32 protein-coding genes are annotated in these 25,124 nt (G+C 32.7%); 11 read left to right on the top strand and 21 right to left on the bottom strand.

Annotation, left to right across the window (positions count from 1 at the left end):
* Nucleotides 1-68 precede the first annotated feature (68 nt).
* From CCE28_RS22725 to CCE28_RS05825, 4 genes are all read right to left on the bottom strand, one after another.
* The gene (locus tag CCE28_RS22725; RefSeq protein WP_278277527.1) at nucleotides 69-194 is read right to left on the bottom strand and encodes a hypothetical protein; all 126 of its coding nucleotides are present in this window, start codon (nucleotides 192-194) and stop codon (nucleotides 69-71) included.
* Entirely contained in the window at nucleotides 178-528 is a 351-nt protein-coding gene (locus tag CCE28_RS05835; protein ID WP_176461682.1) for a winged helix-turn-helix transcriptional regulator, read from the bottom strand. Before CCE28_RS05835 ends, CCE28_RS22725 begins: the two co-directional genes overlap by 17 nt.
* Nucleotides 529-880: 352 nt before the next feature.
* Nucleotides 881-1,282: a pyridoxamine 5'-phosphate oxidase family protein gene (locus CCE28_RS05830; protein ID WP_095131895.1), complete on the bottom strand. Its 402-nt coding sequence runs from the start codon at nucleotides 1,280-1,282 to the stop codon at nucleotides 881-883.
* Between the two features lie 468 nt (nucleotides 1,283-1,750).
* Nucleotides 1,751-2,104: a winged helix-turn-helix transcriptional regulator gene (locus CCE28_RS05825; RefSeq protein ID WP_095131893.1), complete on the bottom strand. Its 354-nt coding sequence runs from the start codon at nucleotides 2,102-2,104 to the stop codon at nucleotides 1,751-1,753.
* Nucleotides 2,105-2,276: 172 nt separating this feature from the next.
* On the opposite strand from CCE28_RS05825, the gene CCE28_RS05820 reads away from it, so the two are divergent.
* From CCE28_RS05820 to CCE28_RS05805, 4 genes are all read left to right on the top strand, one after another.
* Nucleotides 2,277-2,744, top strand: coding sequence for a hypothetical protein (locus CCE28_RS05820; protein ID WP_095131891.1), 468 nt, complete (start codon nucleotides 2,277-2,279; stop codon nucleotides 2,742-2,744).
* 23 nt (nucleotides 2,745-2,767) lie between these two features.
* Entirely contained in the window at nucleotides 2,768-3,574 is an 807-nt protein-coding gene (locus tag CCE28_RS05815; protein ID WP_095131889.1) for an EFR1 family ferrodoxin, read from the top strand.
* 171 nt (nucleotides 3,575-3,745) lie between these two features.
* The gene (locus CCE28_RS05810) at nucleotides 3,746-4,714 is read left to right on the top strand and encodes a haloalkane dehalogenase (RefSeq protein WP_095131887.1); all 969 of its coding nucleotides are present in this window, start codon (nucleotides 3,746-3,748) and stop codon (nucleotides 4,712-4,714) included.
* Nucleotides 4,715-4,755: 41 nt separating this feature from the next.
* Nucleotides 4,756-5,367 carry a short chain dehydrogenase gene (locus CCE28_RS05805; RefSeq protein ID WP_095131885.1) on the top strand — a complete coding sequence of 204 codons (612 nt, stop codon included), beginning with the start codon at nucleotides 4,756-4,758 and terminating at the stop codon, nucleotides 5,365-5,367.
* Between the two features lie 281 nt (nucleotides 5,368-5,648).
* Here the strand turns inward: CCE28_RS05805 and CCE28_RS05800 are convergent, their stop codons facing one another.
* The 3 genes from CCE28_RS05800 to CCE28_RS05790 form a co-directional block, all read right to left on the bottom strand.
* Nucleotides 5,649-6,077 carry a MarR family winged helix-turn-helix transcriptional regulator gene (locus CCE28_RS05800; RefSeq protein ID WP_095131883.1) on the bottom strand — a complete coding sequence of 143 codons (429 nt, stop codon included), beginning with the start codon at nucleotides 6,075-6,077 and terminating at the stop codon, nucleotides 5,649-5,651.
* Between the two features lie 116 nt (nucleotides 6,078-6,193).
* Nucleotides 6,194-7,000: an EFR1 family ferrodoxin gene (locus tag CCE28_RS05795; protein WP_095131881.1), complete on the bottom strand. Its 807-nt coding sequence runs from the start codon at nucleotides 6,998-7,000 to the stop codon at nucleotides 6,194-6,196.
* 400 nt (nucleotides 7,001-7,400) lie between these two features.
* The gene (locus CCE28_RS05790; protein ID WP_095131878.1) at nucleotides 7,401-8,273 is read right to left on the bottom strand and encodes a DMT family transporter; all 873 of its coding nucleotides are present in this window, start codon (nucleotides 8,271-8,273) and stop codon (nucleotides 7,401-7,403) included.
* Nucleotides 8,274-8,637: 364 nt separating this feature from the next.
* On the opposite strand from CCE28_RS05790, the gene CCE28_RS05785 reads away from it, so the two are divergent.
* Together CCE28_RS05785 and CCE28_RS05780 are read left to right on the top strand one after the other, a co-directional pair.
* Complete coding sequence (locus tag CCE28_RS05785; RefSeq protein WP_095131875.1) at nucleotides 8,638-9,216, top strand: TetR/AcrR family transcriptional regulator; 579 nt, start codon at nucleotides 8,638-8,640, stop codon at nucleotides 9,214-9,216.
* A gap of 69 nt (nucleotides 9,217-9,285) precedes the next feature.
* On the top strand, nucleotides 9,286-10,233 hold the full coding sequence (locus CCE28_RS05780) for a [Fe-S]-binding protein (RefSeq protein ID WP_095131873.1): 948 nt from the start codon (nucleotides 9,286-9,288) through the stop codon (nucleotides 10,231-10,233).
* 21 nt (nucleotides 10,234-10,254) lie between these two features.
* On the opposite strand, the gene CCE28_RS22160 is transcribed toward CCE28_RS05780, so the two are convergent.
* Nucleotides 10,255-10,419 carry a TetR-like C-terminal domain-containing protein gene (locus CCE28_RS22160; protein ID WP_176461681.1) on the bottom strand — a complete coding sequence of 55 codons (165 nt, stop codon included), beginning with the start codon at nucleotides 10,417-10,419 and terminating at the stop codon, nucleotides 10,255-10,257.
* 69 nt (nucleotides 10,420-10,488) lie between these two features.
* Between CCE28_RS22160 and CCE28_RS05775 the strand changes: the two genes are divergently transcribed.
* Nucleotides 10,489-10,890 (top strand): pyridoxamine 5'-phosphate oxidase family protein, encoded by a 402-nt coding sequence (locus CCE28_RS05775; protein ID WP_095131871.1) that lies wholly within the window; start codon nucleotides 10,489-10,491, stop codon nucleotides 10,888-10,890.
* Nucleotides 10,891-11,219: 329 nt separating this feature from the next.
* Here the strand turns inward: CCE28_RS05775 and CCE28_RS21850 are convergent, their stop codons facing one another.
* The 4 genes from CCE28_RS21850 to CCE28_RS05765 all read right to left on the bottom strand — a co-directional run bounded on the left by CCE28_RS21850 (nucleotide 11,220) and on the right by CCE28_RS05765 (nucleotide 12,484).
* Nucleotides 11,220-11,363 (bottom strand): FeoB-associated Cys-rich membrane protein, encoded by a 144-nt coding sequence (locus CCE28_RS21850; RefSeq protein ID WP_141228321.1) that lies wholly within the window; start codon nucleotides 11,361-11,363, stop codon nucleotides 11,220-11,222.
* A gap of 194 nt (nucleotides 11,364-11,557) precedes the next feature.
* Nucleotides 11,558-11,788 (bottom strand): FeoA family protein, encoded by a 231-nt coding sequence (locus CCE28_RS05770; protein ID WP_242972916.1) that lies wholly within the window; start codon nucleotides 11,786-11,788, stop codon nucleotides 11,558-11,560.
* 65 nt (nucleotides 11,789-11,853) lie between these two features.
* Entirely contained in the window at nucleotides 11,854-12,003 is a 150-nt protein-coding gene (locus tag CCE28_RS22155) for a hypothetical protein (protein ID WP_176461680.1), read from the bottom strand.
* 238 nt (nucleotides 12,004-12,241) lie between these two features.
* Nucleotides 12,242-12,484: a 4Fe-4S binding protein gene (locus CCE28_RS05765; protein WP_141228320.1), complete on the bottom strand. Its 243-nt coding sequence runs from the start codon at nucleotides 12,482-12,484 to the stop codon at nucleotides 12,242-12,244.
* 42 nt (nucleotides 12,485-12,526) lie between these two features.
* Between CCE28_RS05765 and CCE28_RS05760 the strand changes: the two genes are divergently transcribed.
* Nucleotides 12,527-12,913 (top strand): winged helix-turn-helix transcriptional regulator, encoded by a 387-nt coding sequence (locus CCE28_RS05760; RefSeq protein ID WP_095131867.1) that lies wholly within the window; start codon nucleotides 12,527-12,529, stop codon nucleotides 12,911-12,913.
* Between the two features lie 86 nt (nucleotides 12,914-12,999).
* Here the strand turns inward: CCE28_RS05760 and deoC are convergent, their stop codons facing one another.
* The gene (gene deoC, locus CCE28_RS05755) at nucleotides 13,000-13,674 is read right to left on the bottom strand and encodes a deoxyribose-phosphate aldolase (RefSeq protein ID WP_095131866.1); all 675 of its coding nucleotides are present in this window, start codon (nucleotides 13,672-13,674) and stop codon (nucleotides 13,000-13,002) included.
* Between the two features lie 154 nt (nucleotides 13,675-13,828).
* On the opposite strand from deoC, the gene CCE28_RS05750 reads away from it, so the two are divergent.
* Nucleotides 13,829-14,734: an AraC family transcriptional regulator gene (locus CCE28_RS05750; RefSeq protein WP_095131865.1), complete on the top strand. Its 906-nt coding sequence runs from the start codon at nucleotides 13,829-13,831 to the stop codon at nucleotides 14,732-14,734.
* 103 nt (nucleotides 14,735-14,837) lie between these two features.
* Nucleotides 14,838-15,407 (top strand): chromate transporter, encoded by a 570-nt coding sequence (locus CCE28_RS05745; RefSeq protein ID WP_095131864.1) that lies wholly within the window; start codon nucleotides 14,838-14,840, stop codon nucleotides 15,405-15,407.
* Nucleotides 15,408-15,530: 123 nt separating this feature from the next.
* Here CCE28_RS05745 and CCE28_RS22910 read toward each other — a convergent pair whose 3' ends face one another.
* From CCE28_RS22910 to CCE28_RS05720, 5 genes are all read right to left on the bottom strand, one after another.
* On the bottom strand, nucleotides 15,531-15,641 hold the full coding sequence (locus CCE28_RS22910) for an ACT domain-containing protein (protein WP_334293509.1): 111 nt from the start codon (nucleotides 15,639-15,641) through the stop codon (nucleotides 15,531-15,533).
* A gap of 129 nt (nucleotides 15,642-15,770) precedes the next feature.
* Nucleotides 15,771-16,961 (bottom strand): GGDEF domain-containing protein, encoded by a 1,191-nt coding sequence (locus CCE28_RS05735; protein ID WP_095131863.1) that lies wholly within the window; start codon nucleotides 16,959-16,961, stop codon nucleotides 15,771-15,773.
* Nucleotides 16,962-17,166: 205 nt separating this feature from the next.
* Entirely contained in the window at nucleotides 17,167-18,213 is a 1,047-nt protein-coding gene (locus CCE28_RS05730) for an oxidoreductase (RefSeq protein WP_176461679.1), read from the bottom strand.
* Between the two features lie 92 nt (nucleotides 18,214-18,305).
* Nucleotides 18,306-19,517 (bottom strand): iron-containing alcohol dehydrogenase, encoded by a 1,212-nt coding sequence (locus CCE28_RS05725; RefSeq protein WP_095131861.1) that lies wholly within the window; start codon nucleotides 19,515-19,517, stop codon nucleotides 18,306-18,308.
* 233 nt (nucleotides 19,518-19,750) lie between these two features.
* A complete protein-coding gene (locus CCE28_RS05720; RefSeq protein WP_095131860.1) occupies nucleotides 19,751-20,326 on the bottom strand; it encodes a TetR/AcrR family transcriptional regulator in 576 nt (191 codons plus the stop codon).
* Nucleotides 20,327-20,598: 272 nt separating this feature from the next.
* Between CCE28_RS05720 and CCE28_RS05715 the strand changes: the two genes are divergently transcribed.
* The gene (locus CCE28_RS05715) at nucleotides 20,599-21,090 is read left to right on the top strand and encodes a nuclear transport factor 2 family protein (protein WP_095131859.1); all 492 of its coding nucleotides are present in this window, start codon (nucleotides 20,599-20,601) and stop codon (nucleotides 21,088-21,090) included.
* A 359-nt stretch (nucleotides 21,091-21,449) separates the two neighbouring features.
* Here CCE28_RS05715 and CCE28_RS05710 read toward each other — a convergent pair whose 3' ends face one another.
* From CCE28_RS05710 to CCE28_RS05700, 3 genes are all read right to left on the bottom strand, one after another.
* Nucleotides 21,450-21,788, bottom strand: a complete 339-nt coding sequence (locus CCE28_RS05710) for a GGDEF domain-containing protein (RefSeq protein WP_278277528.1) — start codon at nucleotides 21,786-21,788, stop codon at nucleotides 21,450-21,452.
* Nucleotides 21,789-21,926: 138 nt separating this feature from the next.
* Nucleotides 21,927-23,873, bottom strand: a complete 1,947-nt coding sequence (locus CCE28_RS05705; protein WP_095131857.1) for an FAD-dependent oxidoreductase — start codon at nucleotides 23,871-23,873, stop codon at nucleotides 21,927-21,929.
* On the bottom strand, nucleotides 23,866-25,083 hold the full coding sequence (locus CCE28_RS05700; protein ID WP_141228319.1) for a hypothetical protein: 1,218 nt from the start codon (nucleotides 25,081-25,083) through the stop codon (nucleotides 23,866-23,868). Before CCE28_RS05700 ends, CCE28_RS05705 begins: the two co-directional genes overlap by 8 nt.
* Nucleotides 25,084-25,124: the final 41 nt, after the last annotated feature.

Genomic DNA, 25,124 nt, shown 5'->3' with positions numbered 1-25,124 from the left:
TATCACTGGAAACAAATAGAATATGTTCGGATTAAGTTTACTAAAGAATCTACTCTTCTTAGCAATGATTATGAGCCATCAACTTTGTCATAAGATGCTTGATGATCTTCATTTATAAGATTCTTTCCAGCATCAATACCATACCTAACAGACAATTCTCCATTATAACAAGAATCATTACTCATCTTTTCCATCAAACGTCTTTTCTAGCAATTTAATATACTTTTTACCCCATTCGTCCATAGCTTTTGTCACTGACAAAAACTCACGTCCTATTTCAGTTAGTGAGTATTCAACTTTAGGAGGAACTTGTTTATACACTTCTCGATGTACAAGTCCGTCTTTCTCAAGCTCTCTTAATTGTTGTGTTAAATATCCTTGTCGGATATTAGGTAGAGCTCTGCAAAGTTCTCCAAATCTCATTGTATCTTCTGAAAGAAAATGAATTATAGCGAATTTCCATTTGCCTTGCATAACCACATTGGCAATTCCCACACTACAACCCATTTTAAGTAAATCTTTATTCATAATTATAAACTCCTTTATTTTCAGTATTTCTACGAGAAAGCGTAGTATATCATAAATATTATAGTACTATTAACATACATTCCTAATAACTATAATATATTTGAAAACATATTCTATGTCAATAAGATGTCCATAACTTAAGTAAAATTTTCATTTTGTAGTCAAATCACATAAAGTATTTTTCAATAACAACTTATTTTAATAAGGGAGATGTAATATGAGAAAACACAAAATAAGAATTAAATAGGAAAAAGTGGTCAGCTGAATTTTATAGCTAACCACTTTTATTACTTTCTTTTCAATTTCATTCTTTAATGTATTGCTCATCTATTACATTGCAATCTACATATCTTTAGAATTTAATTTCCTCTATCACGTTCCCCATTCCGCCGTGAAGTGATGCTACACCATCGTAAATACAGAACAGTTCAAATCTTGGATTGTCAGGTGTTTGGTAAACTGTAGCTAGTAGAGGCTCAATTTCAAACATCTCGTTTTTAAGCTCTTGGTTGTCAGAAAACTGTACTTTGCCTCTCAGTCTTACCCACTGCATGTTATCCCCCATAACAGCGAAAGCTGCTGTCGGATTTTCTTTTAGTTCTTTGTAGACTTCTTTGTCGTTGGCCGTACCAAATATGAATTTACCGTCCTTTTCACATAGAAAATGAAATGGTCTCATAACGACCTGCCCATCTTTAATTGTTGCGAATTGACCTACTTTGTTATTGTTTAAATATTCTACTACTTTACTCATTGTAAACCTCCCATTTATTCATACTGTTTCGATTATCCTATTGGTGAGTTATATTTTTCTTACCTGTTACCAACCACTTCTGCTTCAGTTTTCTTACCTCACTGCCACCTAGCAAGGTCTTTTCATATAATGACTTCATTTGAATACCTCCTGGGTTATTCATTAACAAGTTTTAACAACTTATTTTGATGCTTAAGGCAATCCGCTGATGTGCCTCAACCTTTACAAGTAGATTGTACTTTGATTAACCGTTATTAACAAGTACTATAATTTTTCATATATAGTACGTTAAAAAAGAGTATTGTTGAAATTAGTAGTATTGCTCATTTGAAAAAGTTTCATTTTTTTGCTCTATACTTTCTATGCCAATGATTATACAAGTATTAAATTAAGTTGATATCATAATGACAAAAAAATAGTCAGCCTTTCAGTAAAGGCTGACTATTTCTTACTTAATCATCGTATGTTCTATTCAGAACCTTTTTCTTCAAATGTTTCGCGTAAAAGCTCGTTGTACTTCTTCCCCCACTTCTCCATTGCTTGGGTAACAGGTAAAAACTCACGACCAATATCAGTAAGAGAATATTCTACTCTTGGTGGAACCTCCTTGTACACCTCTCGATGCACTAGACCATAATTCTCAAGCTCTCTTAACTTCTGAGTCAAATACCCTTGTCGAATATTTGGTAATGCTCTGTGAAGCTCTCCAAATCTCATCGTTTTTTGTGATAAGAAATGAATTATTGCAAATTTCCACTTACCCTGCATCACAACATTTGCTATACCAACATTACATTTAATCTCTAGTAAGTCTTTATTCATTCAGTCCAACTCCTTTATTTTCAACATTACTACTCAAAAACATAGTATATCATAAATATTGTAGTACTTTTATTTTTCAACATCTTTAACTATAATTTAGTTGAAAACATAACCCTTGTCAATACCGCTAACTCAATTGGCGGTTATATTAAAAAAGTAAGGAGTTTTAAATATGAAAAAAATTTCATTGTTAATCGTACCACTATACTTGATAATCTTTGGTTTAAAAAAACAAGTAGACTGGAGTTTATTACAGTGGATTGTTGCCATAATCATTTCCATTGATATTCGCAATGGTATGATCACCAACATTTTTTATTCTTTTATTTTTCCTAAAGATAAAAAGATTATACAGATATTACATGCTCATACAATCGTCATAAGTATAATATTTGCTCATTCTATAACATGGGGAGTAATATGGTATGCAATATTTAACTTTTCAGTATGGTTTATAGATAAGCTACCAAAACAACATCATCGTTTTGTTTCAATTGCAATCATCATTCTTGCAATTGGTGTGAATGTCTTCATTTACACACCACCTATGTTATTTGAATGGCTCATTCCAATGCTATTTATCAATAATTTGATTCGGAAATCTAATAATACAAACTTAGGTGAAGCTTATGGTCACTAGTAAAATATAAAGGGGAAGATACTATGAAAACAGCTCTACTTTATTTTTCAGGTACAGGTAATACAAAGAGAGTAGGCGAAGTGTTTAAAGACTATTTATTAGAAAAGAAGCATAACGAAGTTGATATGATAGACATCTCTACTCACCGACAATCACTAAGCAACTATGATCTATTGATAGCAGGTACGCCAACATACACAATGACTTCATCGAGAAATATGAATGATTTTATTCAAATGTATGTTAATAAAACAAATAACCCTAAAGCCCAATTCATTACGTATGTGACACACGGTTGGGGACATTCTTATGGCCATCTAACCCTTCAAGAATTTATTACAAAACTTGGATTTCGAGTTATAGGTGCACAATCCTTTTTAGCACCAAGTAACTTCTATGTCTATAACGAAAAAGTGCAGCCAAAGCAGAATGAAGTTGAAATACGTCGTTTATATGAAAAAATAACGATTGATGTCAAGGGATTAATGGATGCTTGTCTCAATGGTTATATTCGTATCGAAAAAAAATCAACCTTTAAAAAACAGCAAGCCAAACTGATATCTGCACTATCTAGAAAGGCATTTATCAACCAGTTTTCTGCTAAAACACTTTCGGTAGATGGGGACAAATGTACCAGATGTCTTGTTTGTGTTAAGAAATGTCCAAACAAAAATATCGCCTTGATAGATGGTAACATTAGATTCTCAAAAAATTGTTCAGCATGTAGTAGATGTATGCATATTTGTCCGCAAAATGCCTATGCCTATAGAGGTAAAACCTTTGAACAATATAACATGAATCAGCAATCAATCAGCGAACAATTGAAGTAACCCTAAAAAAAGTTAAAACTTTTTTAATCCATATAACCCAGCAAAATCAATATTACTACTTTTTTCCGTAGTATGTCAGATTAATTACAGTACTATTCATTTTCAATTTTAAGTACTATACTAAGTTTATCAAAACAACGATCTATTTTTTTAGATGAAAGGAGCAATGCAATGATTCAAAAAATATTAAAGACACCTGAGCATCGTTTTTCAAATTTAAAAGACTATCCATTCAAACCAAACTATATGGATGTGGGCGGCGTTAATATGCACTATGTAGATGAAGGGGATAAAAATAATAAAGTCATCTTCTTATTCCATGGGCAACCTTCCTGGAGTTATCTATACAGACATATGATTCCTCAATTAGTCAATGAAGGCTACCGTGTTATCGCCCCTGATTTAATTGGCTTTGGTAAATCTGATAAGCCAACTCACTCCCGTGACCACTCGTACAGCGCCCATGTAAAATGGATGTCGACTTTTATAGAAAAACTGGGCATTAAACATGCAGCAGCGTTTATGCAAGACTGGGGTGGTATGATTGGTCTTCGTGTTTTAGCAAACAACCCAGAATGGTTAGATAGATTAGTGGTTGCTAACACAGCACTTGCTGAGTCAAAAGGCTTCGAAAGATGGATCACTCCTACGATGTTAAAAGTCATTCGCTCAACAAGTTTGAACCCAACGATTGAAAGTCTTGAAAAGAAAATGAATTATGCTAACTGGGCTGGCTACTTCAGTCGTTCTAAGAAACTTGAAATCGGTAAAATTATGCAGTTATTAACAACTAAAAACCTTTCAAAAGATGAAATGGAAGCATATGATGCACCATTCCCGACACCAGATTATTACGCAGGACCACGTAAAATGCCTGAAATTGTTGTTTCAGATTTAGATAAAGCTTATGAGGATTGGCAAAAATTAAAGCAATGGACAAATCCTGTGTTAACACTGTTTAGTGATAAAGACCCATTCCTTGCAGATCAAGGATACGACAAATTATTTCAACAAAACTTTCCTGGTGCAAAAGGGCAACCTCATATTACAGTGACGGATGCCTCACACTTCTTACAAGAAGATCAATCTTCAGAACTAGTAAGCAGAATATTGAAGTGGCTTAACCAGACAAAGTTTTAATTATAAAAACAAAAAATTATAAAAGAAAAGGATGATATAATATGAAAATTTTAGTAGTTGGCGGAACAGGAACACTTGGAAGTGCACTCGTTTCATTATTAAGAAAAGAGCATGAGGTTATTGCAGTTGGTAGATCAACGGGTGATTATCAAGTAGATATAGAAAGCAAAGATTCTATAAAAAAAATGTTTGAAGATATCGGTCCAGTTGATGGTATTATTTCAACAGCTGGTGATGGTAAAATGGCACCTTTCCAAATTCAAAGCGATGAAGACCTTGATCTTGCTATCAATAGTAAATTAAGAGGTCAAATTGATCTTATAAGATATGGTATACATTCTGTTAAAGAAAATGGCTTTATTATTGTTACTACAGGTACTGCAAGTCACACTTATATGCCAGGTGCTTCTTCAATCACAATGGCAAATGTTGGCCTTGAAGGCTACATTCGTGCAATTAACGTTGAACAGTTCAATGGTGTGAGAGTGAACGCTGTAAGTCCATTCTTTATCAAAGAAACAGTTGAAATGATGGGATTTGATGTTCCAAATGCAGTTCCAGCAGCAGATACTGCAAGTGTTTATAAAATGGTAATGGACTCCGATGTATCAGGTATCATTGCTGACGTAAATGAGTATTTGAATCGTGGATAGTAAATGTAAAGCAACATATGAATTCTAAATGTGAAAAAGAAAAGACCACTTGCAAGTGGTCTTTTCTCATTGTTATGATGAACATTAGATACAGTCCATAGTAACCAATGTAACTGCGGATTTCTTCTTCATGATATGTGGACTCATCACACATAAAATAAGGGCAACCTCAATACCTAAATGAGATAGCCCTACATATACTAGAATAAAATTTATTTTACAAAATTAACAGAATCTATTTATCCTCGTTACTCTTGTATATTTGTGAATTTGCATTTCAATTATTCATCAGAAATAATATTTTCAAGAGTGCGGTCTAATAAGTTATATAGTTGATGCTTCTCTTCTTCTGAAAATCCATTCTGCACATGCTCATTTAAAGAGTTCCAAACAATGTTTGCTCTGTCCATAAGATCATCAGCTTTGTCAGTTGATTCTACATAATAGACTCTTCTGTCCTCTTCTGATTGATATTTTACTAAGAATCCCTTTTTTTCTAGTGAATTGACATTTTCTGTAACGGTGGATTTTTTCTTCTCCATCTGAGTAACAATATCCTTAATAGTGACTTTTCCACCTTTTGTTATAACAAAGTCCAGTATTAGCATTTGAGGACATTTCATATTAATATTTTCAGCTAACAGTCCGTTATTCAGATTATTAGTTATATGTTCAAATATGCTCATAAACCTTCTCAATATATCATTCATAGAGTACCTCCCTAAACTATTCGTAACTAAAACAATTCAATAATGAATTTGTCTTTATTTTATGTGAAATAAAAATAATTGTCAACGGCTGTCAGGAGAGTACCTTGAAGTAATACTTATAATTCCAGCTGCTCCATTATTGGTTTTTTGATTCCTTCATATTGTTCGAATTTTTCACCTGAAACCATGTATGCATTTTTAGGACAAACATGAATACAACGACCACATGCTAAACATTGATTTGAAAATTCAATCTTCCCATCTCTTAAAGAAATATTTTCACCTGGGCATTGTTTAACGCACACTTTGCATTTCGTGCACTTGTCAGCATCCACTTTCATCATGAATTTAGCAAGTCTTGACACCATTGTACTACTGCTCATCAGTTTCGCTTTCGTATATGCTAAGTTTTTTTTGAGTGTTGGGCGTTCATCAATTTGAACTGATCCTTTTACGTAAGAATCCATTAAACTCCAAACACCTTTATGAATATTCTGTAGAGCCTGCTTTACTTCGTTGTCACTGAACTTAGGTTCATCTTTTCTATACATATACCAATTATTAGGTGCTATAAATGCTCTAGCTCCAACAACTTTAAATCCTTTTTTTCTTGCAAAATCTTTAAGAGTCAAGTGCCCAAATGCGGTCCCCCAGCTGTGAGTTACATAGGTGATAAATCGAGCATTAGGATTATTCTTCTTAGAAATATGCTTTCCAATAAAATCATGCATATTGAACGTAGATGTACTATTTTGAGTTGGTGTACCCACCACAAATAAGTCATACCCCTTAAGATCGCTACTATGTTTAGTAATGTCGATCATTTCCACTTCATAATCGATAGTTTCTAAATATGCTTTAAAAACTTCACCTACTCTAAATGTATTGCCAGTGCCTGAAAAATATACGATAGCTGCCTTCATAATAAACCTCCTGAATCATAATAAATCCTATAATTAGCTTTTATAATTAGTTCGGATCCGAACTTTGATTCAAGTATAGTTCATGCCCGAACTATTGTCAACTACTTTTTAGTATTACCTTATGATTTTGTATAAGTAATCATTACTTAGATATTATTAAAATTGAGAATAGATATATCCAAGTGATATATGTCCGTAAGCCTCTAATATTATCAAAATAAAAGCCCAGTTTCATATTAGCAACTGGGCTTTTGTTTTTGGATGAAGATATGCAATTTAAAAACTGTACTTATTTATGATACGGCTCACCATCCTGTGTGCAACGGCAGTTTTTTTAAGTTCTATTCAATAAAGTACAACTTACAAATCCATTGACTAGGATTATTTTTATTATAATAGTTTACGATTCCAATGCTTTTTCATATGTTTTGGAGCAGTATATCTTATCTAAAAACATAAATAAAGACCCTCCAAATATAATCAAATATCCAATTACACTCAAGAAGTCGGCATATTCTTCAAATATAACCATACTAAATATTGCTGAAAATATAACACCAAAATAGCTATAAATAGATATCTCCTTTGCAGGTGCATATTTATATGCAACAGTTAAACCATATTGACCCACACACGCCCCAACACCAGAAAGTATTGAATAAACAATTTGTATTCCACTCATTGCTACAAAATTAAAAATTACATATGGCAGTAGAACAAGAGTAGAAAAAGTTGAAAAATACATAACAATAGACAAATAATGTTCTTTTTGTCCAACAACTCTAAGCACCGTATAAGCTAATGCAGCTGCTACGGATCCCAAAATAGCCACTATATACGCCGGTTGAATTGTTAATTGAGGCTTAACGATAAATAGTACCCCAATAAAAGCTGCAATAATAGCCCCTACTTGTTTAAAATTAACTTTCTCTTTTAAAAAAATAAAACAAAAAATAACAACAAGAAATGTACTTAATCTAGCTATAATATTGGCATCAGATAAAATCAAATTATCTAACGCATAATAGTTAAGTAGAATACCTATGGTACCTAAACTAGAACGTAATAATAGAAGTTTGTGATGTTTAATTTCTCTAATATCTACTTTAGAATATATGATTATAATAAGTGTGATAATCATTGTAACTCCATTTCTAAATAAAGATTTTTGTATTACTGGTATGTCTCCTATTAACTTGACTAATCCCCCCATTATTGCAAAACCAAATGCAGAAATTATCATAGCCATAATACCTTTATTTTTATCAGTCATTGTTTTCCTCCTGTATATTTAGGTTATACACTGTTTTGAACTCATTTATTATCGCATAATTGATAATCATTTTCAAGTTCCTTATTACCCCAGTGTATCTTTTGAGTACATATTAATCACTACTCTTGATATTTCTTCTATGGAATACTTATGCCTATTATTAATCCCAAAGCAAATGACACCTATAGGTCATGGGGTCAGGTATTCAACGTAGATTTTTCTATTGTCAACATTTCTCTCTTCAGCTTTTAATGGTACAAATTTATCTACCCCTTCATTAAGATGATTCTTTGCAAAAACTTGACAAATTAGAATCTTGGTGTTAGCATGTAAGTATCACTTGCATAGCAGAGGAGGAATTTCGATGGACTCAAGATCATCTAAGGAAAAGATTCTTCACGCAAGTATGGATTTGTTTGTTAAAAACGGTTACAAGAAGACAACGACAAAATTAATTGCAAATGAAGCTGGAGTCAATGAAGTAACCATATTTAGGTTATTTGGAAAGAAAAAAGCAATCATAGAAGAAATTATCAAATACAAAATGAGTAATATAGATCCTTTAACAAGCTATTTTAAAAATGACGCAAAATTTAACTTGAGTGAAGATCTTTACAAGTCAAGTGTACTGTATTTCAACTCAATGTCGAAAAATCTACCTCTTATGCTGACTTTGATAGAAGAATTGGGTGAAGATTTTGAACGTATTTTCTCAAAACTACCTATGCGCATTAAGGAAGCATATAAATCATACTTTGATGAAATGCATAAACGTGGAGTAATCATTGAACCGGATACTGAATTTCTAGCATTGTCATTTAGCACTTTAATTGTAGGGTTAGCAGTAACAAAAACAATGACAAACAAAACCATCATAGAATTATCAAATGAAGAATTCATAAGAAGGAATGCAGAAATTTTTGCAAGAGGAATATCAAAATAATTTTTTTTACGCCTCATGCAAGTAACACTTGCACAATGTGAAAAATATAGAGTGAAGGGGAGAATTAGTATGAGTAGACCAGAACAAATAGAAAAAAAAATCAAAGTAGACTTTAACATGGAGGAATACGTGGAAAAGGATACAGTTCTATTCATCCATTCAGAGGAGTCTAAAGTATCACACAATATTGCTGCTTTGGCTAGAAAATATGGTGAAGGACCACCAAAGTTCTATCCTAAGACTTTTGAAGTAATGATCGATACTGGACAGCAGACAAAAATAAGTTATGAAAGTGTTTCAGAGAATCCATCAGAGGCGAAAACTACCATTTCCTCAGAAGAATTATCAGACATAATTGAGTATGCAAAATCACTAGGTGTTAATGATATAGGCTTTACGAAGATTCCCTCAAAACTCATTTTCAAAAACCATGCAATACTTCATGATAATGCAATAGTACTTACCATGGAAATGGATCCTGAAAAAATCGCATTAGCACCTTCACGAGATACGGGGCATGAAGTGCATTTCACTTACAATAAATTAGGACGTATCTCAAATAAAATTGCTCATTATCTCAGGACAAAAGGTTTTAGCGCTCAAGCAGGTCCGGCTATGGGTGGTGATGTTGACTATAAGCATCTGGCAGAAGAAGCAGCTATGGGCGCCATAGGAAATCATGGGCTTTTAATATCTCCAGTTGTTGGACCAAGACAAAGAATAACAGCTGTCTATACAAGTATTGAAAACTTACCATTCCCAGAGATAAATCCTCATAATTGGATTAAGGATTTTTGTAGCACTTGTCAGATTTGTTCTAAGCGTTGTCCAGCAGACGGGATAGTAGGTATTGAAAAGGCTAGTATGACCAACGAGTATATTGACTTACCTAAATGTGCAAGATCATTTGCAACCTCATTCGGATGTTCAGTATGCATTAAGGAATGTATTTTTAATAAGTCAGATTATCATAAGGTTCATGAAGTCCATTTAAAAAGAACTAAAACAGTTGGTTAGTATGCAAATTATTTTTAAGTTCTAGCAACTTTTTAATAATGCCAGTATATCTTGAGAGTATATATTAATCACTATTCTTGATAATTCTTCAATGGAATACTTATGCCTATTATTAACCCAAAAACGAATAACACCTATAATCCCTGCTGCCATGTATTCAACATAGTTTTTTCTATTGTCTATCATACTAATACAATATTACTGTAATCAATGAGAAACATCAAATATTTATAAAGAATTTAGGAGGCTATTACTATGAGTAAATTAATTGACTTTTTAAATGAAAACAAGTACGGGCAAATTGCCACAATCAAAAATAATAAACCAGTTATGAGACCTTTTCAATTTGTATTCGAAAAGGATGGTAAGTTTTATTTTTCCACATCAAATACTAAAGATGTTTATAGACAATTGAAGGAATCAGGGGTTGCAGGTTTTGCTGTCCTTGCTAAAGACCTTACCTGGGCTCGTTTAAGTGGAGAGATTCAATTTGTTGATAGTCTAGAGGTAAAAGAAGAAGCTCTTAATAACAACGAAAAAGCTCGTGCTTTCCTTAAAACTGCTGATAATCCTATTTATGTATTGTTCTACATCCATAGAGGAGTGGCAAGTCTTCATGATCGTACCGGAGCGTTAATTGAAGAAATGGAAATTTAGTATATGCTGGCATATTAAAGCCACAGCAGTAGCTGCGGCTTTAATATATGTCTCTTCCTATCAAGAAACCGTACTTATTTATGGTACGGTTCACCGCACATAGTATAACGCCGGTTTTGATGATTATGCATTTTAGATTGGTTGAATTAATTTTATTATTTAATCTCACTTGGTATTTTAGACAATATTAAATCAGTATTTGCATTATTTTATTATTACTATCAGTTTACTTTATATATATATGTTAGAATTTAAATAAATAAAAAAAACTTCAAACTAATAATCTATTTAGATTCTCAGTTTGAAGGCTAATTTACATGATTCTATTCTTATTTATGACACTTACTCTTTTTAGAACTAGAACTACAACTACAACCACCACATTTATTATTTTTTATATTAATACTAGTTTTTATAAAAGCTACTATTAGCACTCCAGCAAAAACAGTTCCAACAATTATATTAGCTAACATTATATCTCAACTCCTATATTTAAAATTTTTGTATCTAATTCCATTCTAACGATAAAAAGTTAAACTTTTAAATTACATATTCTTTATAGCTTCATTTATTAATATGTATAATCATTTTCAATATAACACTAAATATAATTTTATGTTTTTTTAATTACATAACATCAAGTAAATATACTTTTTTTACCATTAATTTATACTTCAAGTACAATTATTTTGGCAATATTTGGCTCAATTGCATACCTACTATCTTTAATGTTAACTACAAAATTTCCCGAAAGTTTAGAAATAAGAGTTATTTGTTCTCCTTCAAAACAACCTAATGTAAGAAGGAATTTTTTTGTCTTTTCTTTACCTTCAACTCTTTTCACTTTAAAAGTTTGTCCTATCTTAGCTTCTGTTAATACCATAGAATTTCTTTTCATAATAAAACCTCCTTGCGACTAAATATTTTGTACTGATGTAAAGGGTTACAAATAAATTTACGTTCTTAGGCAGCATCGATCATTACTATGCCATAATCCTCTATACTTATACGGCTATTATCGTCTTTGTCTTTTAATAAGAAATCATCACTAAATTTATATATTGCTGTACGGTTGCTTGGTTCAAAAATGCAGATTGACTGATGTAACTCCAATCGTATTGACCTTTGTTCTACAGGTAATCTAATCCTTCTTTCATACCCGAAGCTACCTCAAAATATTCTTTAGGGATTTTTGCTAATATAAACTTCTGGATTTTTCCCTTTAAATTCATCTCTTATGTTTTTATCTAATAAAAAGTTATTACCTCTCAATATCACATAATAAAGTGAACCATGATAATGTCTTATTAATTTCTCTACCATGTATTAAATAATAATTCAAAACAAATATTTATATAAATAATTCAGGTTCACATCTATTCTCATTAAATTTAGCTACTAACATACTAGCAACTTTTTTGAATGCTTCATGGTTTATGGCCTTAGCATTTGTAGGGTATCTTTTACACTTGTTAATATCCACTTCTTTAACATTTTCAAAATTAATAGCATTCATTGGACAATGTTTAGCACAAATTCCACAGTTAATACATTCATTATTAGTTCCAGGTCCCATAGGTGGCATAGATTTCATATCTTCTTTATAAGGATAATTTCCTTTAACATGGAGGTTTATATGCAGAAACAAAATATTACATATCCTGTTGAACTTACACTAGCACTACTCAGTGACAAATGGAAGATTCTTATATTATGTAAACTTCAAAAGGGTACTAAACGATTTGGAGAAATTAATCGTTCTATTAACAACATAAACCAAAAGATGTTGGCACAACAACTTCGCAGCTTGGAACGTGATGGCTTCATTACAAGAAAAGTCTATGCAGAGGTTCCACCTAAAGTTGAATATTCTTTAACACCACTAGGCCAAAGCTTAGAACCTGTTATTAAGACTATGTTTGACTGGTCAATGGAGCATAAAGATTTTTTTAAATCAAGATATAATATCAATATTGACCCTAGTATTAAATTGCATAAATATGGTAAATGGACTTTCTTATGAAAAAGGAGAAAAGAACACTCTTTAACATAGGTTCTTTTCTCCTTTAGTCAACGCTTCTGATAATCTATTTATTATGCTATACTAAATTAATACTCTCCCTGCACCTGTCCTATTTTTTTATATCGTTCACCCAAAAGTTTTCCATCACCTGCACCTATACGATTTGTTCCTGCATTTATTAAATCTAATGCCTGTTCTAAACTGCGAACACCACCACTGGCTTTTACTAAAGCAGAATCTCCAACAGTTTTCTTGATAAGCTCTATATCACCAACTGTTGCTCCACCTGTTGAGAATCCAGTTGAAGTTTTCACAAAATCTGCTCCTGCCTTTACTGATAGCTTTGATGCCATAATTTTCTCTTCATCAGATAGAAGACATGTTTCTATTATGACTTTAACAGCTGCATCTCCTGATGCTTCAACAACTGCCCTGATATCTTCTTCTACAGTTTTATAATCTTTGTCTTTCAGTGCTCCGATATTTATTACCATATCAATTTCATCTGCACCCATTTTTACACATTCAGAAGTCTCAAATGCTTTAACACTTGTAAGCATTGCTCCAAGCGGAAATCCAACTACCGCAACAATATTGATTCCACTTCCTTTCAATTCTTTTGCAATGAACGGTATATTTGCACTATTAACAACAACTGATGCGAAACCAAATTCTTTTGCTTCATCACAATATCTTAAAAGTTCTTCTTGTTTTGCATCGGCTTTAAGTATTGTGTGGTCAATTATTCCGTTGATATTCATCCAATCCCTCCTAATGTTTTTTCTTACGTTAATATTTAAGATTATAAATAGTTCAATAATGTAATATAATAATATCACAATTAATTTTATACATTTACAATATTTCAACCAATAAATCAGACTAACTATAACAATATCGTCAAAGGAGATTAAAATGGAATCTATTTCATCACAGCATCATTATTTAATTGCCAAACAAATCAACTCTTCTCAAGAGTTTCCTTTTTTATCATTGGACATACGAGACAACACATGCAATCCTCCAAGAAAGGTGTTTCAAATACTACACAAACACGAGGAACTTGAGTTTATTCTTGTTTTTAAAAACAAACTTCACATTCAAACAACTATGTCAGAAATCACTATAAATGAAGGTGAAGGTGCTTTTATACCTAAAAATGTACTTCATGTACTCAATACCTATGGAAATTGCAAATGTCATGGTTTTCTATTTCCAGATTCACTTTTAATGTCTCCAGCTTTTAAAGATATGTATTCCAGTATTTTTAAATATACAGAGAATCCATTAATGGATCTTGTTCTCATCAAACAGAATGAACAAGAAAAGCCCATAATAGACAAATTGAAACTGCTGAGAGAGGTTACTTATGGGGATTTTAATAAGGAGTTCTATCATTTTAAATTGCTTTCAGCTATTTATGATCTATGGTTCAGCTTTATTAGCAACATTGATATTGATTCAAAGTCAGTTCAGCCTTTTAAAAAAGCACAAGGAGACCGTCTTAAAAGTTACATGGAGTTTATTCAATTTAATTACGATAAATCCATCTCAATAAAAGATATTGCTGCGAATGCTTTTACAAGTGTATCTGAGTGCAACAGAACCTTTAAATCTCTGCTTAATACAACAGCTTATGAGTATTTAATACAGTACCGGATGAAAAAGAGCCTGGATTTAATAAAAAGCCAGAAATATACTATTGCAGAAGTAGCTTATAAAGTTGGCTACAACAGCCCTAGCCAATTCACCAAGTATTTTAAACACCATATGGCTGTCACTCCAACAGAATATTCAAAAGCATGGAAAAATAAGATTTGATCATCTTTAATGATGTGACAATATTATTACAGTAAGTCAAAATTTTTGATTATAAAGCTACATTAAGACTTCTTCTTTCATGATATGATTATAAAGATTCTGTTTGAAAGGAGTTGTGAAAGTCATTACACTATATTTCTCTTTATTTATTACTTTTTTTAAATGCGGCTTATTTGCTTTTGGTGGTGGTTCAGCTTCTGTTCCACTAATAGAAACCGAAGTTGTTGCTACTCTGCAACTACTAACTTACAAGGAGTTTGCAGATGCCTACGCTATTGGAAACACACTGCCGGGACCTATCACAACAAAGCTTGCTGCTTTAGTCGGCTACAGATCTGGAAGATTTTTAGGTCTTATTGCAGCCGTATGTGGATATGTTCTACCCTCAGCATTAGGGATTATTTTGCTGTTTTCAATATATCAAAAAAACAAAAACACCAAATGGGTAAATGGAATGATGCAAGGAGTTCGTCCAATCATTTGTATTTTGATTTTAAAACTCTTATGCACCTCCTCTTATTCGGCCTTTGGTTTAAATTCTTTAGAACCTAGATTTTTAGTCTTAACCTCTTTGATTGCACTGATAGGCTTCATTCTCTTGTTCATTTTTAAACTGAATCCCATTTTTCTTATTTTATTATCACTTATTTTAGGCGGTGTTTTTTTAGGTTGATTTTATTAGAAAGTATATGGAATTTTCTATTAAAACACAAAAGTCCCACCTTTGTAGTACGACTAAATCTTGATTAACTTAGAACTTCATAGTTTGCATCTATTAGTGCTCCTACAGGTTTATCTATATCATTGTTTTTACAAGAATATAGTCTGTATCATAAGTTGAAACAGCAAATATACTTATCTCTTTTTGGGCTAGTATGGAACTTATAGATGCAAATATATCAATCAAAGAAAAATTTAATAGGCCTTCTTATAAATTAAAACCACACCTATTTATGATATGTTTCACCCTACTTTATTCTAAAGGAAAAATTACTTAACCACTCTACAAAGCAGAGTGGTTAATAATAGCATCTATTTAATTAATTCCGGCACTAATAATACAATTCCTACCTTTTTCCTTAGCTTTATATAAAGCCCTATCAGCCAGTTTTATCATTTCTTCTGCAGATTCGTTTTCATATGTTTTCACTCCGCCACTCACAGTAACTTGATATGGTAACCCAAAATCCATTTTTTCAACTTCTTTGCGAAATCGTTCAGCGAATTTTTTTGCACCATCTTCATTAGTATCTATAAGTACTACAAGAAATTCCTCACCACCATAACGTCCCACATAATCAGTTTCACGACAAACCTCAGTCAACAACTTTGAAATTTTAATTATTACTTGGTCTCCCACTTGGTGACCGTAAGTATCGTTGACCTTCTTAAAATGATCAATATCAGTCATTAGTATACTAACTGGTTGTGAGCTTCGTTTTGACCTTCTGATTTCCTTCTTTAGTAAATCACATATAGTTTTATGATTAAATAGATTTGTCATTGAATCTTTCAATGCTAGTTCCTCCAAAGCCTTCTTTTCAAGAAACACTTTTAAACGTAACTTATATACAACGATTCCTAAAGCACAACAAATCACTGTTATTAAAAATGCATCTGCTATATGAAGATTAACTTCAATAAACATAGAGTCAACCGTATTTTCTACTGGAAAATTACCTGGTGAAAAATTTCCAAGCTGTATCATAATATAATCCTCAACCAAGTATTTTATCTTAAGGGCGAAGTAAATACAAAGTCCAAAGTTCGTAATCAAAGTTGCTAATGGACGTCTATAAAAAAACGCGGAAGTCCCCGTCAATGTAAGTATAAACAGTGTAATTGAACCGTGTTCATTTATATATTCAAGACTAGTATCGATAGACCAATATACAAGTACAAAACAATATAAGTATATAATAACCTGTGTTGCCATTCCATTGACGTGATTCTTTTTAAATCTTAACCAGTAGGAAATGAGAATAAACACTATATGAAAAATTATTATTAATGTGGATAACTTATCTTCATATACTGAATATACCTTTTGCACATCTGTAAAAATAATTATTATTTCAAACAATACATAAATTATGCTTATAATCATAACTCTTACTAAATTTTCTTTTACAATTCTACTATAAAACTCATCTTTTAAATCTTTAGGAATTGGAATAATTAAACTCTTAAGCTTTTGAAAAATATTATGGCGACCTGTTCCCTCCATCTTTACCTCCTCTTATTGCTGCATCTAGAATATTTTATTTTTATGATACTATAACCATGTTATGAGTTCAATAAAAAGGATAGTCACACTTAACCCTCACCTATCAAAAAATGTACTTATTTATGCTACGCTTCAGCGTAACGGGTGTAAGTGCGGTTTTCAACAAGATCGCTCAATTATGATTTATTAAGGAAGACCGTATGATCTAAAGCGTATTCAGAATACATCTTTTTCTACCAGCAGACGCACACTTGCTACAGCTGACACAACGTGATTTTTCCTGACCCTTTTTTAGACGTGTAATAAGGTCTGGTTCAGTGATAAATGGTCTAGACAATGAAACCATATCTACACCTGATGTTAATACAGTTTCCATATCATTGAAGTTTCTTACACCACCAACAACCATAGTCGCGATATTCCTATCACCTTTGATCTCAAGGGCGCGATCCAAGAAATAATTATGATCTGAATATTTCTTCGTTGCGAAATCTGAACCACTGAATTCAACCGCTTCTATACCAAGCGCCTCAAACTGAAACATCATGTAATCTAGATCGTCATTATACGTAGCAGTTTCTATCAGATCATTGGAATCGATCTTTATGAATACTGGATAAGCTTCACCACAGGCTTCTTTAATTTCTTCCAATATCTCGCGTACAATTCTAAATCTGTTTTCTGAACTTCCACCATAGTTATCCGTACGCTTATTGATAGATGGCTTCAGGAATTCGCATAAAAGATACCCATGAGCAGCGTGTAATTGCACACCATCCATTCCGGATTTTTGTGCACGCACAGCGGCTTCAACAAAATCACTTTTCACTCTAGTAATTTCATCAATCGTCATCTCTCTTGCAACTCTACCATCTTCTAGATTAAATTCAGACGGTCCGAATGGATCTTGTGAATAAGCTTCGATACCAGCATGGTTGATTTGTGCAATAACCTTCGTGTCGTTCGGCTCTACAATTTCCTTGATTTTTTTTGCATGTTTAACATGATTGTCATTAATCAGTTCATTTGAGCCCGGTGCAACAATACCGTCCTTTGAAACGAAAAACTGTCCTGCAATAATGAGCCCGATTTCATTGGATGCTAATTCATCATACATTTTAAGCTCATCTGCGCTGATGGTCCCATCAAGATTACCAAGCATACTATGCGTCGCTGATCTTACAATTCTATTCTTGATTGTCATGTTTCTTAGCTCTAGTGCTTTAAATACTTGCAGATTTTCAAAATTCATAATACTCATCTCCTTATTTGTTCACCTTTATTGGTTTAGATAATTGTTTTATTTTATTCAATGACTCGTTTCTATATTGAGCATTGCTTTGATTAATTGAAATTAATCTCCATATCTCCATTCTTCACAGACCTTAAAATGACTTCTATATCCCTAGATTTCATTACTTTAGGAACCGCATAAGACTTCATAACTTCGTTATTTGCAGCCCTCGTAATTTCACTGAAATCACTGTCTGAAAGCTCAGATATCATTACTGGAATTTCAAGTTGCTCTAGCAAATCATCCACTCGCTTAATGAACCTATCGGCTAGAACTTTAGTATCGCTTTTTCCTTTAGAAGAGCTAAGTTTTTTCTCTATTTCAGCCAGATGCCTCTCACTTACTCCCCTATTAAATCTTAAAACACGTGGAAGTAGTATTGCATTCGCCAGACCATGAGGGGTATTATATAAGCTCGTGATCTGATGTGATATTGCATGGACATACCCTAAGCTAGATTTTGCAAAGGCATAGCCAGCTAAAAAGGATCCTTTTGCAACTGCCTCACGTGCCTCTAAATTACCACCATCTACAAATGCCTTTGGTAAATTCTCAAAAATTAGCTCAATAGCATTTAAAGCGCTTTCATCAGAATCACGGAAAGTATTCTTTGATGTATATGCTTCAATGGCATGTGTGAGTGCATCTAGCCCTACTGATGCTGTTATATGTGCAGGTAACGATTGAATCAGTATTGGATCAAGTGCAACATCAGTGGGTGTATACTTAGGATCTATGAAAAAAACCTTTTTATGTGTCTCAACATCTGATATAACAGCTGCACTTGTTGCCTCCGATCCACTCCCCGATGTTGTTGGTGCAGCGAAAAAAGGAAGTGGTGGTTTCTTTACCTTTAAAGGACCAGCTAGTTTCCTAAGCCCCACTTTATTGGCCGCTGCTGCTGCAATAACCTTTGATGTATCAATTACCGATCCCCCGCCAATTGCAATAACGCAATCACACTGATGTTCCAAGCATAGTTCAAGACCACCATTGACTTCTGCAAATGTTGGATTTGGTTTAGTTCCATCATAAATGGTCACCTCACAGCCATTGGAATTCAGTCTCTTGATGAAGGAATCCAACATTCCATTATGAAGCAGGAACCTTCCCGTGACAATTAGAGGTCTCCTACATCCAGATAGAAAAACTAAATCAGCTAGTCTAAGCACTGAGTGAGGTCCAGTGTAAACCTTAGGTTTTGGTGGTGGCCAAAATGTTGAGAAAATTCTTAGACCCATTCTTTGTAGTATTGATGACATACTATCAACCTTTCTCTAGTTTATTTTCGTTATATAACAGTTTTATTGGAAAAGTAATCCGTTCATGGCTTATGCAAAGTATCCGATTATTGGTCCAAAAATCAGTATGTGCAAACCGAATAGTCGGATTCCCTTAAAGAACTGCCTTGTTTTTTTCTACCATTTAAGTAATATTTTTCGAAACTCACGTTTATTTAGACCAGTCTACTTAAAACTGTGAAAATACAACCACTTTACTTTAAGTAAAATGGTAGTACATTACTAATGAAGTTGTTGAGTGGCAACTCTGAATTCTCATATTTCATCCTCAATACTGCACCATGATAGTTATCATAAATCATATGTGTCAATCGAACAGAATCCATTTGATTTGAGATGAGTTCCAAGGTCGTTGCTCTGTCAATCCATTTTGCTATGAAACCTTTGTGCATATCCATACTGCTATGAATTAACTCGATAATGGCCTCATTTTCCACACCATCTGAAACAATATTCATCATTGGACATGTTCTAAGGTTTCCGTTATTGAAAAAGAAATCATTCGCAATAGAATAATACTTCGTAATCTTCTCAATCGGATTCAGAGTGCTATCATTATCTATCTGTTCCAAAATGAATTTTACTTTTCTGTTGTAAAGCTTTATTGCTTCGATAACAAATGTATCTTTGTTTTCAAAAAAATTGTAAAAGGATCCTTTAGGAATCCCGCAAGCTTTTAATACGTGCTGAACGCCTAACCCTGAAAACCCCTTCATCGTTAGAATTTCAACACCAGATTGCAAAATTTCCTCTCTATTGTATTTTGACATATTTCCTCCTAACTAAACATCAGACCGGTTTACTTATATACTACTTCTTCTTTCGATAATTGTCAATTAAAATCTATACAATTCTCATTGACAATGAATAAAAAATAAATTAAGATATAAGTAAACCAGTCTAATATTCGTAGTGATGTATTACCATTTTACTTATCATAAGCTGAAGTGGTTATATTTTTACACGATATAAGTAGAGCGGTCTAGTAATTGATACGTTTAATATCAATCTAAAAAATATAAATGAAAATAGGAGGCTTATAATGAGTCAATCACAAAAATATCCAATAATTGATATCAACAAACATTTACAAGAACATTGGACAGAACAAGAAACAGAAAATGCAAAGATCGTCGTGGACTTTTTTCAACATTTGATGAATGAACATGACTTTGACTACACAATGAAAAAATATGGAAATGGTTCGTACACACAACACAACAGAGCTATACCAAATGAAATGTCAGGAGTTATTGGCTATGTGAAAACAATGACCAAGAGATTCCCTGAGTATTCTTTTGATGTGAAGCGAATATATGCTGATGGTGATTTCATTCTCTTGCATAGCCATACCACAATGATGGCGAAGCACAGGGGCAATGAGAAAAAAGGATTCATTATTACTGATACATTTCGATTAAAAGATGGAAAACTGGTAGAGCACTGGGACGCAATCCAACCAATTGATATTTTCTCAAGACTGTTGTTCTTAGTAACAGGAGGAAGTATAAATAATAGCAATCCAACTTTCTAACAAACTCATGTAGATTAAAGGCCATCTCATTAAGGGATGCCTTTAATTCAAGTATATTTCATAGGATATGAACTCATGGTGTAGTTCACCATCACAAATTCGAGATAGTTCATGCTCCACAAATGATTTCATCACAAAAGCCCCATTACTTGGTACATAACATTTTTTGTACAACAAAATCCACAATCTTCTCTTCCGAAAAGTGGTGGACTTTGGAAAGCAGAGGCGAGGCTCACACTACCCCTGTCAAAAAAAACTCACTTATTTGTGGTAAGGTTCACCGCGATTTATCCTAAATCCCAAAACACTTAACCACTCTGCACAGCAGAGTGGTTAATAGTAGTCTCTATTTAATTGATTCAGGCACTAATAATACAATTTCTACCTCTTTCCTTAGCTTCATATAAAGCCCCATCAGCCAGTTTTATCATTTCTTCTGCAGACTCGTTTTCATATGTTTTCACTCCACCACTCACGGTAACTTGAGTAGGTAACCCAAAGTCCAAATTTTCAACTTCTCTGCGAAATCGTTCGCTGAAATTTTTTGCACCATCCTCATTATTATCTGTAAGTACTACAAGAAATTCTTCACCACCATAACGTCCCACATAGTCAGTTTCACGACAAATATCAGTCAACAACTTTGAAATTTTAATTATCACTTGATCATCTACTTGATGACCGTAGGTGTCATTGATTTTCTTAATATGCTATTAAAATATAGTTAAAACTACATTGTTTAGGATTTAATTATTTCATTTTCCAATCTTATTTTTCTAATGAATAACAAAAATGGTCCATGCCCTTTTTATTAAGAGCTGAACCATTCTTTAAAATCATTTTAAATATAGCAGTTTTCTAGAGTTCCTATCACATCTCATACATCTAGAAGCTTCTTGTTTTGCCTCGTCTTCTGTATATACTCTAGATACTACATTAAAGTTTCCTTTTCTTTCTAAAGGATTTATATGTTTTTCGTTAGTTTTTTCAATATCCCAAATGGTACAATTTAATGGTTTCTCAGGTATTTCTATTTCTTCACCTAAATATAACCCTTTTCCACCTAAATATTTATCTATAGATACTGCCGCTTTTTTACCTTCAGCTATGGCTTTTATAGCTATACCTGGTGTGTACATATCTCCTGCTGCAAATACTCCTTCTACATTTGTTTCAAATGTATATGGATTTACTTTTATATATCCTCTTTCATTAAGTTCAATATCTTCATCTAAATAACTATTGTCTGGTCTTTGTCCTATTGCTAATATTAGACTGTCTATTTCAAATGTTTTAACATCATCTTCATCATATACTGGGCTAAATCTTCCTTCATCATCAAATATTGATAAACACCTCTTTAAAGTTATTCCTCTTAATTTCCCATTTTCCACATGTATATCTTTTGTTCCATATCCACTGATAAATTGAACACCTTCTTCTACTGATCCATATTTTTCTTCATCACTTGCTGGCATTGTATCAAATGTTTCAAGGGAAGCTACCATTACTTTTTTAGCTCCAAGTCTAATAGAAGTTCTAGCAGCATCCATGGCTACATCTCCACCACCGATTACTAATACATTTTCTCCAATTTCTCTTCTTCCTTGTACTTTTACTTCTCTTAATAAATCCACTGCTGTTTCTATTTCTGGAGCTTCAGGACCAAATTTATTACCTATGTGGCACCCTGTTGCCAAAAGTACTGAATCAAATATTACTCTTAATCTTTTAAGAGTAATATCTACTCCAACCCTCGTATTAGTTTTAATTTTTACTCCTAAACCTTTAATCAACTTAATCTCTTTATCTATAATTTCTTGAGGTAATCTATACTCTGGAATTCCCATAGCAAGCATTCCACCCACAACTTTAGCTGCTTCATAAATAACTACTTCATATCCTGTTTTTGCTAGATAATATGCGGCTGTAAGTCCTGCTGGACCAGATCCAATAATAGCTACTTTTTTACCCTTACTATCTAATTTATCTTCTTTATACTCTCCTATTTTCAATGTCATATCACATGCATATGTCTTTAATGCTCTAACTCCTACTGTACTTTCAATTTCTCCTCTTCTGCATCTATCTTCACATGGACGAGCACATACTTTACCACATACAAATGAAAGGGGATTATTTTTTCTCATTAAATTATAAGCTTCTTCCACCTTATCATCCTTCATAAGTTCAATATATCCTGGAATATAAACTTCAGCAGGACATGCATTCATACACTGGGCTACCATCAATCCTCTACATATACCATTTTTACATTTTCTATCTATTATATGTTCCATAAATTCACTTTTAAATTCAGAAGTTATATATATAAATATTTTATGAAGTAAATCTTCTGCATTAGTTTTGCCTTCTTTATTTACTTCATTAATTAATTCTTCAAAATCAAATTTTGTACCTTTACCTTGAGCTATATTTTCTAATAATTCATTTAATTTTCTAATATGTTCATTATCAATACGAAGTTCTCTAATCATAAATCTAGTTAGAAATCTTAAATAATCTACTGGGCATAAAAGGTCACTAAAAAATGTAATCATATTTCCAGTCATATACTCTTCATAATCACTTAACTTCTTATTTAGCTCTTTTCCTTTTATGCATACTCCTAATGGTCCTCCGACTTGAACTAATTTAACTTTTCTACTATTTTTCATTCCTCCTGAATACTCTTTTAAAATGTCTTTTATTATTTTATGAGTGGGAATTTGAAACTTACCCTTTTTATTAACATCTCCCAATATGTTAATTATTTTATTCATTATGTTCACCTTCTTTTTGGGATACTAAGTACTCTTTATTAAGTTCATCTCCTTCTAAATTGTACATATAGTATTGAGGTAATGATTCCATGCACTGGTCATATCCGATCATACTAAAAGGACATACTCTTACACACTTTAAACATTCTTTTGCTGTTGTCATTAGTTCAAGACAGGTTGAAAAACGTGTTTGACGTTTTATGGCCCCTTTATATTTCTTCTCTTCTTTTGGTATTGAATGGGATGGACAAGATTTTTGACACATTCTACATCTTGAGCAGAATTCCTCAATGTTGAAATCTTTAGGTTGATCCAATGGAAGCTCTGCATCTATTAAAACAGAACAGTATTTTAATCTTGTTCCTGCCTCTGGAGTTACACAAACTCCATAAGTTGAATAATTCCCTAACCCAGCATTTACTGCATGTGGTGGATATTTTATAGAACCGTCCCAACCTCTTGCTCGACAATCATATCCCTTTAATCTAATAAAATCAGCTACTTTATGTACATTTCGTGCACATCCAGTATAAGCTCCAAAAGCTCCCAATTCACCTTTAGGATTTGGGTAATGTTCCATCACATCTTTAGGCATTTCATATCCTAGGAGTATCATGGTATCAAATATTACTTCATCATCAACGCCCATTGAAACATATCTTCTATCTACTTTTGTTACACCAACACTTGCAAACCCTAAACTCTTTGCATATTCAAAAATTTCCTTTTTCAGTTTAAATAAATCTTTTTCTTTTTCTTCATTAGGCTCAGGTATATTGATACCTTTTGCTTCATTGTTGATTCTTTCCATAGAAATCATTTGATCCTTCATATAGTACATTGGATCTCCAGTTATCTCTTTATGCATCACTCCAAAAAATTTAGCACCTCTACTCTTCTTTTTACTCTTCCCTTTGCTCATAGGCGGGGGAGCAACTGGATAAGGTTCATTTTCTATAACAAGATCAAATTCTTCAATGTCAGCTAAATTCACATAAGGGTTATTATCTGTAATAACTTTGCCTGTATTTTCATAAATCTTGTACATACAATCAGGATTCCATCTATATATTCTATCTTCTGATGTTTGTTCAATCATCTGTTTTTTTTCACTTTTCCAAGCTTTTACCAAATCATCATACTTTGGCATATTCATTATTTCACCCCATTTTTTTAAATCAAAATACATATATCTATCAATTAGTTTCATTTTTCAACTTTATTTTATCGTATATAGTTTCATTTTGCAAC

This window comes from Anaeromicrobium sediminis, from assembly GCF_002270055.1.
GTDB lineage: Bacteria > Bacillota > Clostridia > Peptostreptococcales > Thermotaleaceae > Anaeromicrobium > Anaeromicrobium sediminis.
This window is presented reverse-complemented; position numbering and strand designations above follow the sequence as displayed.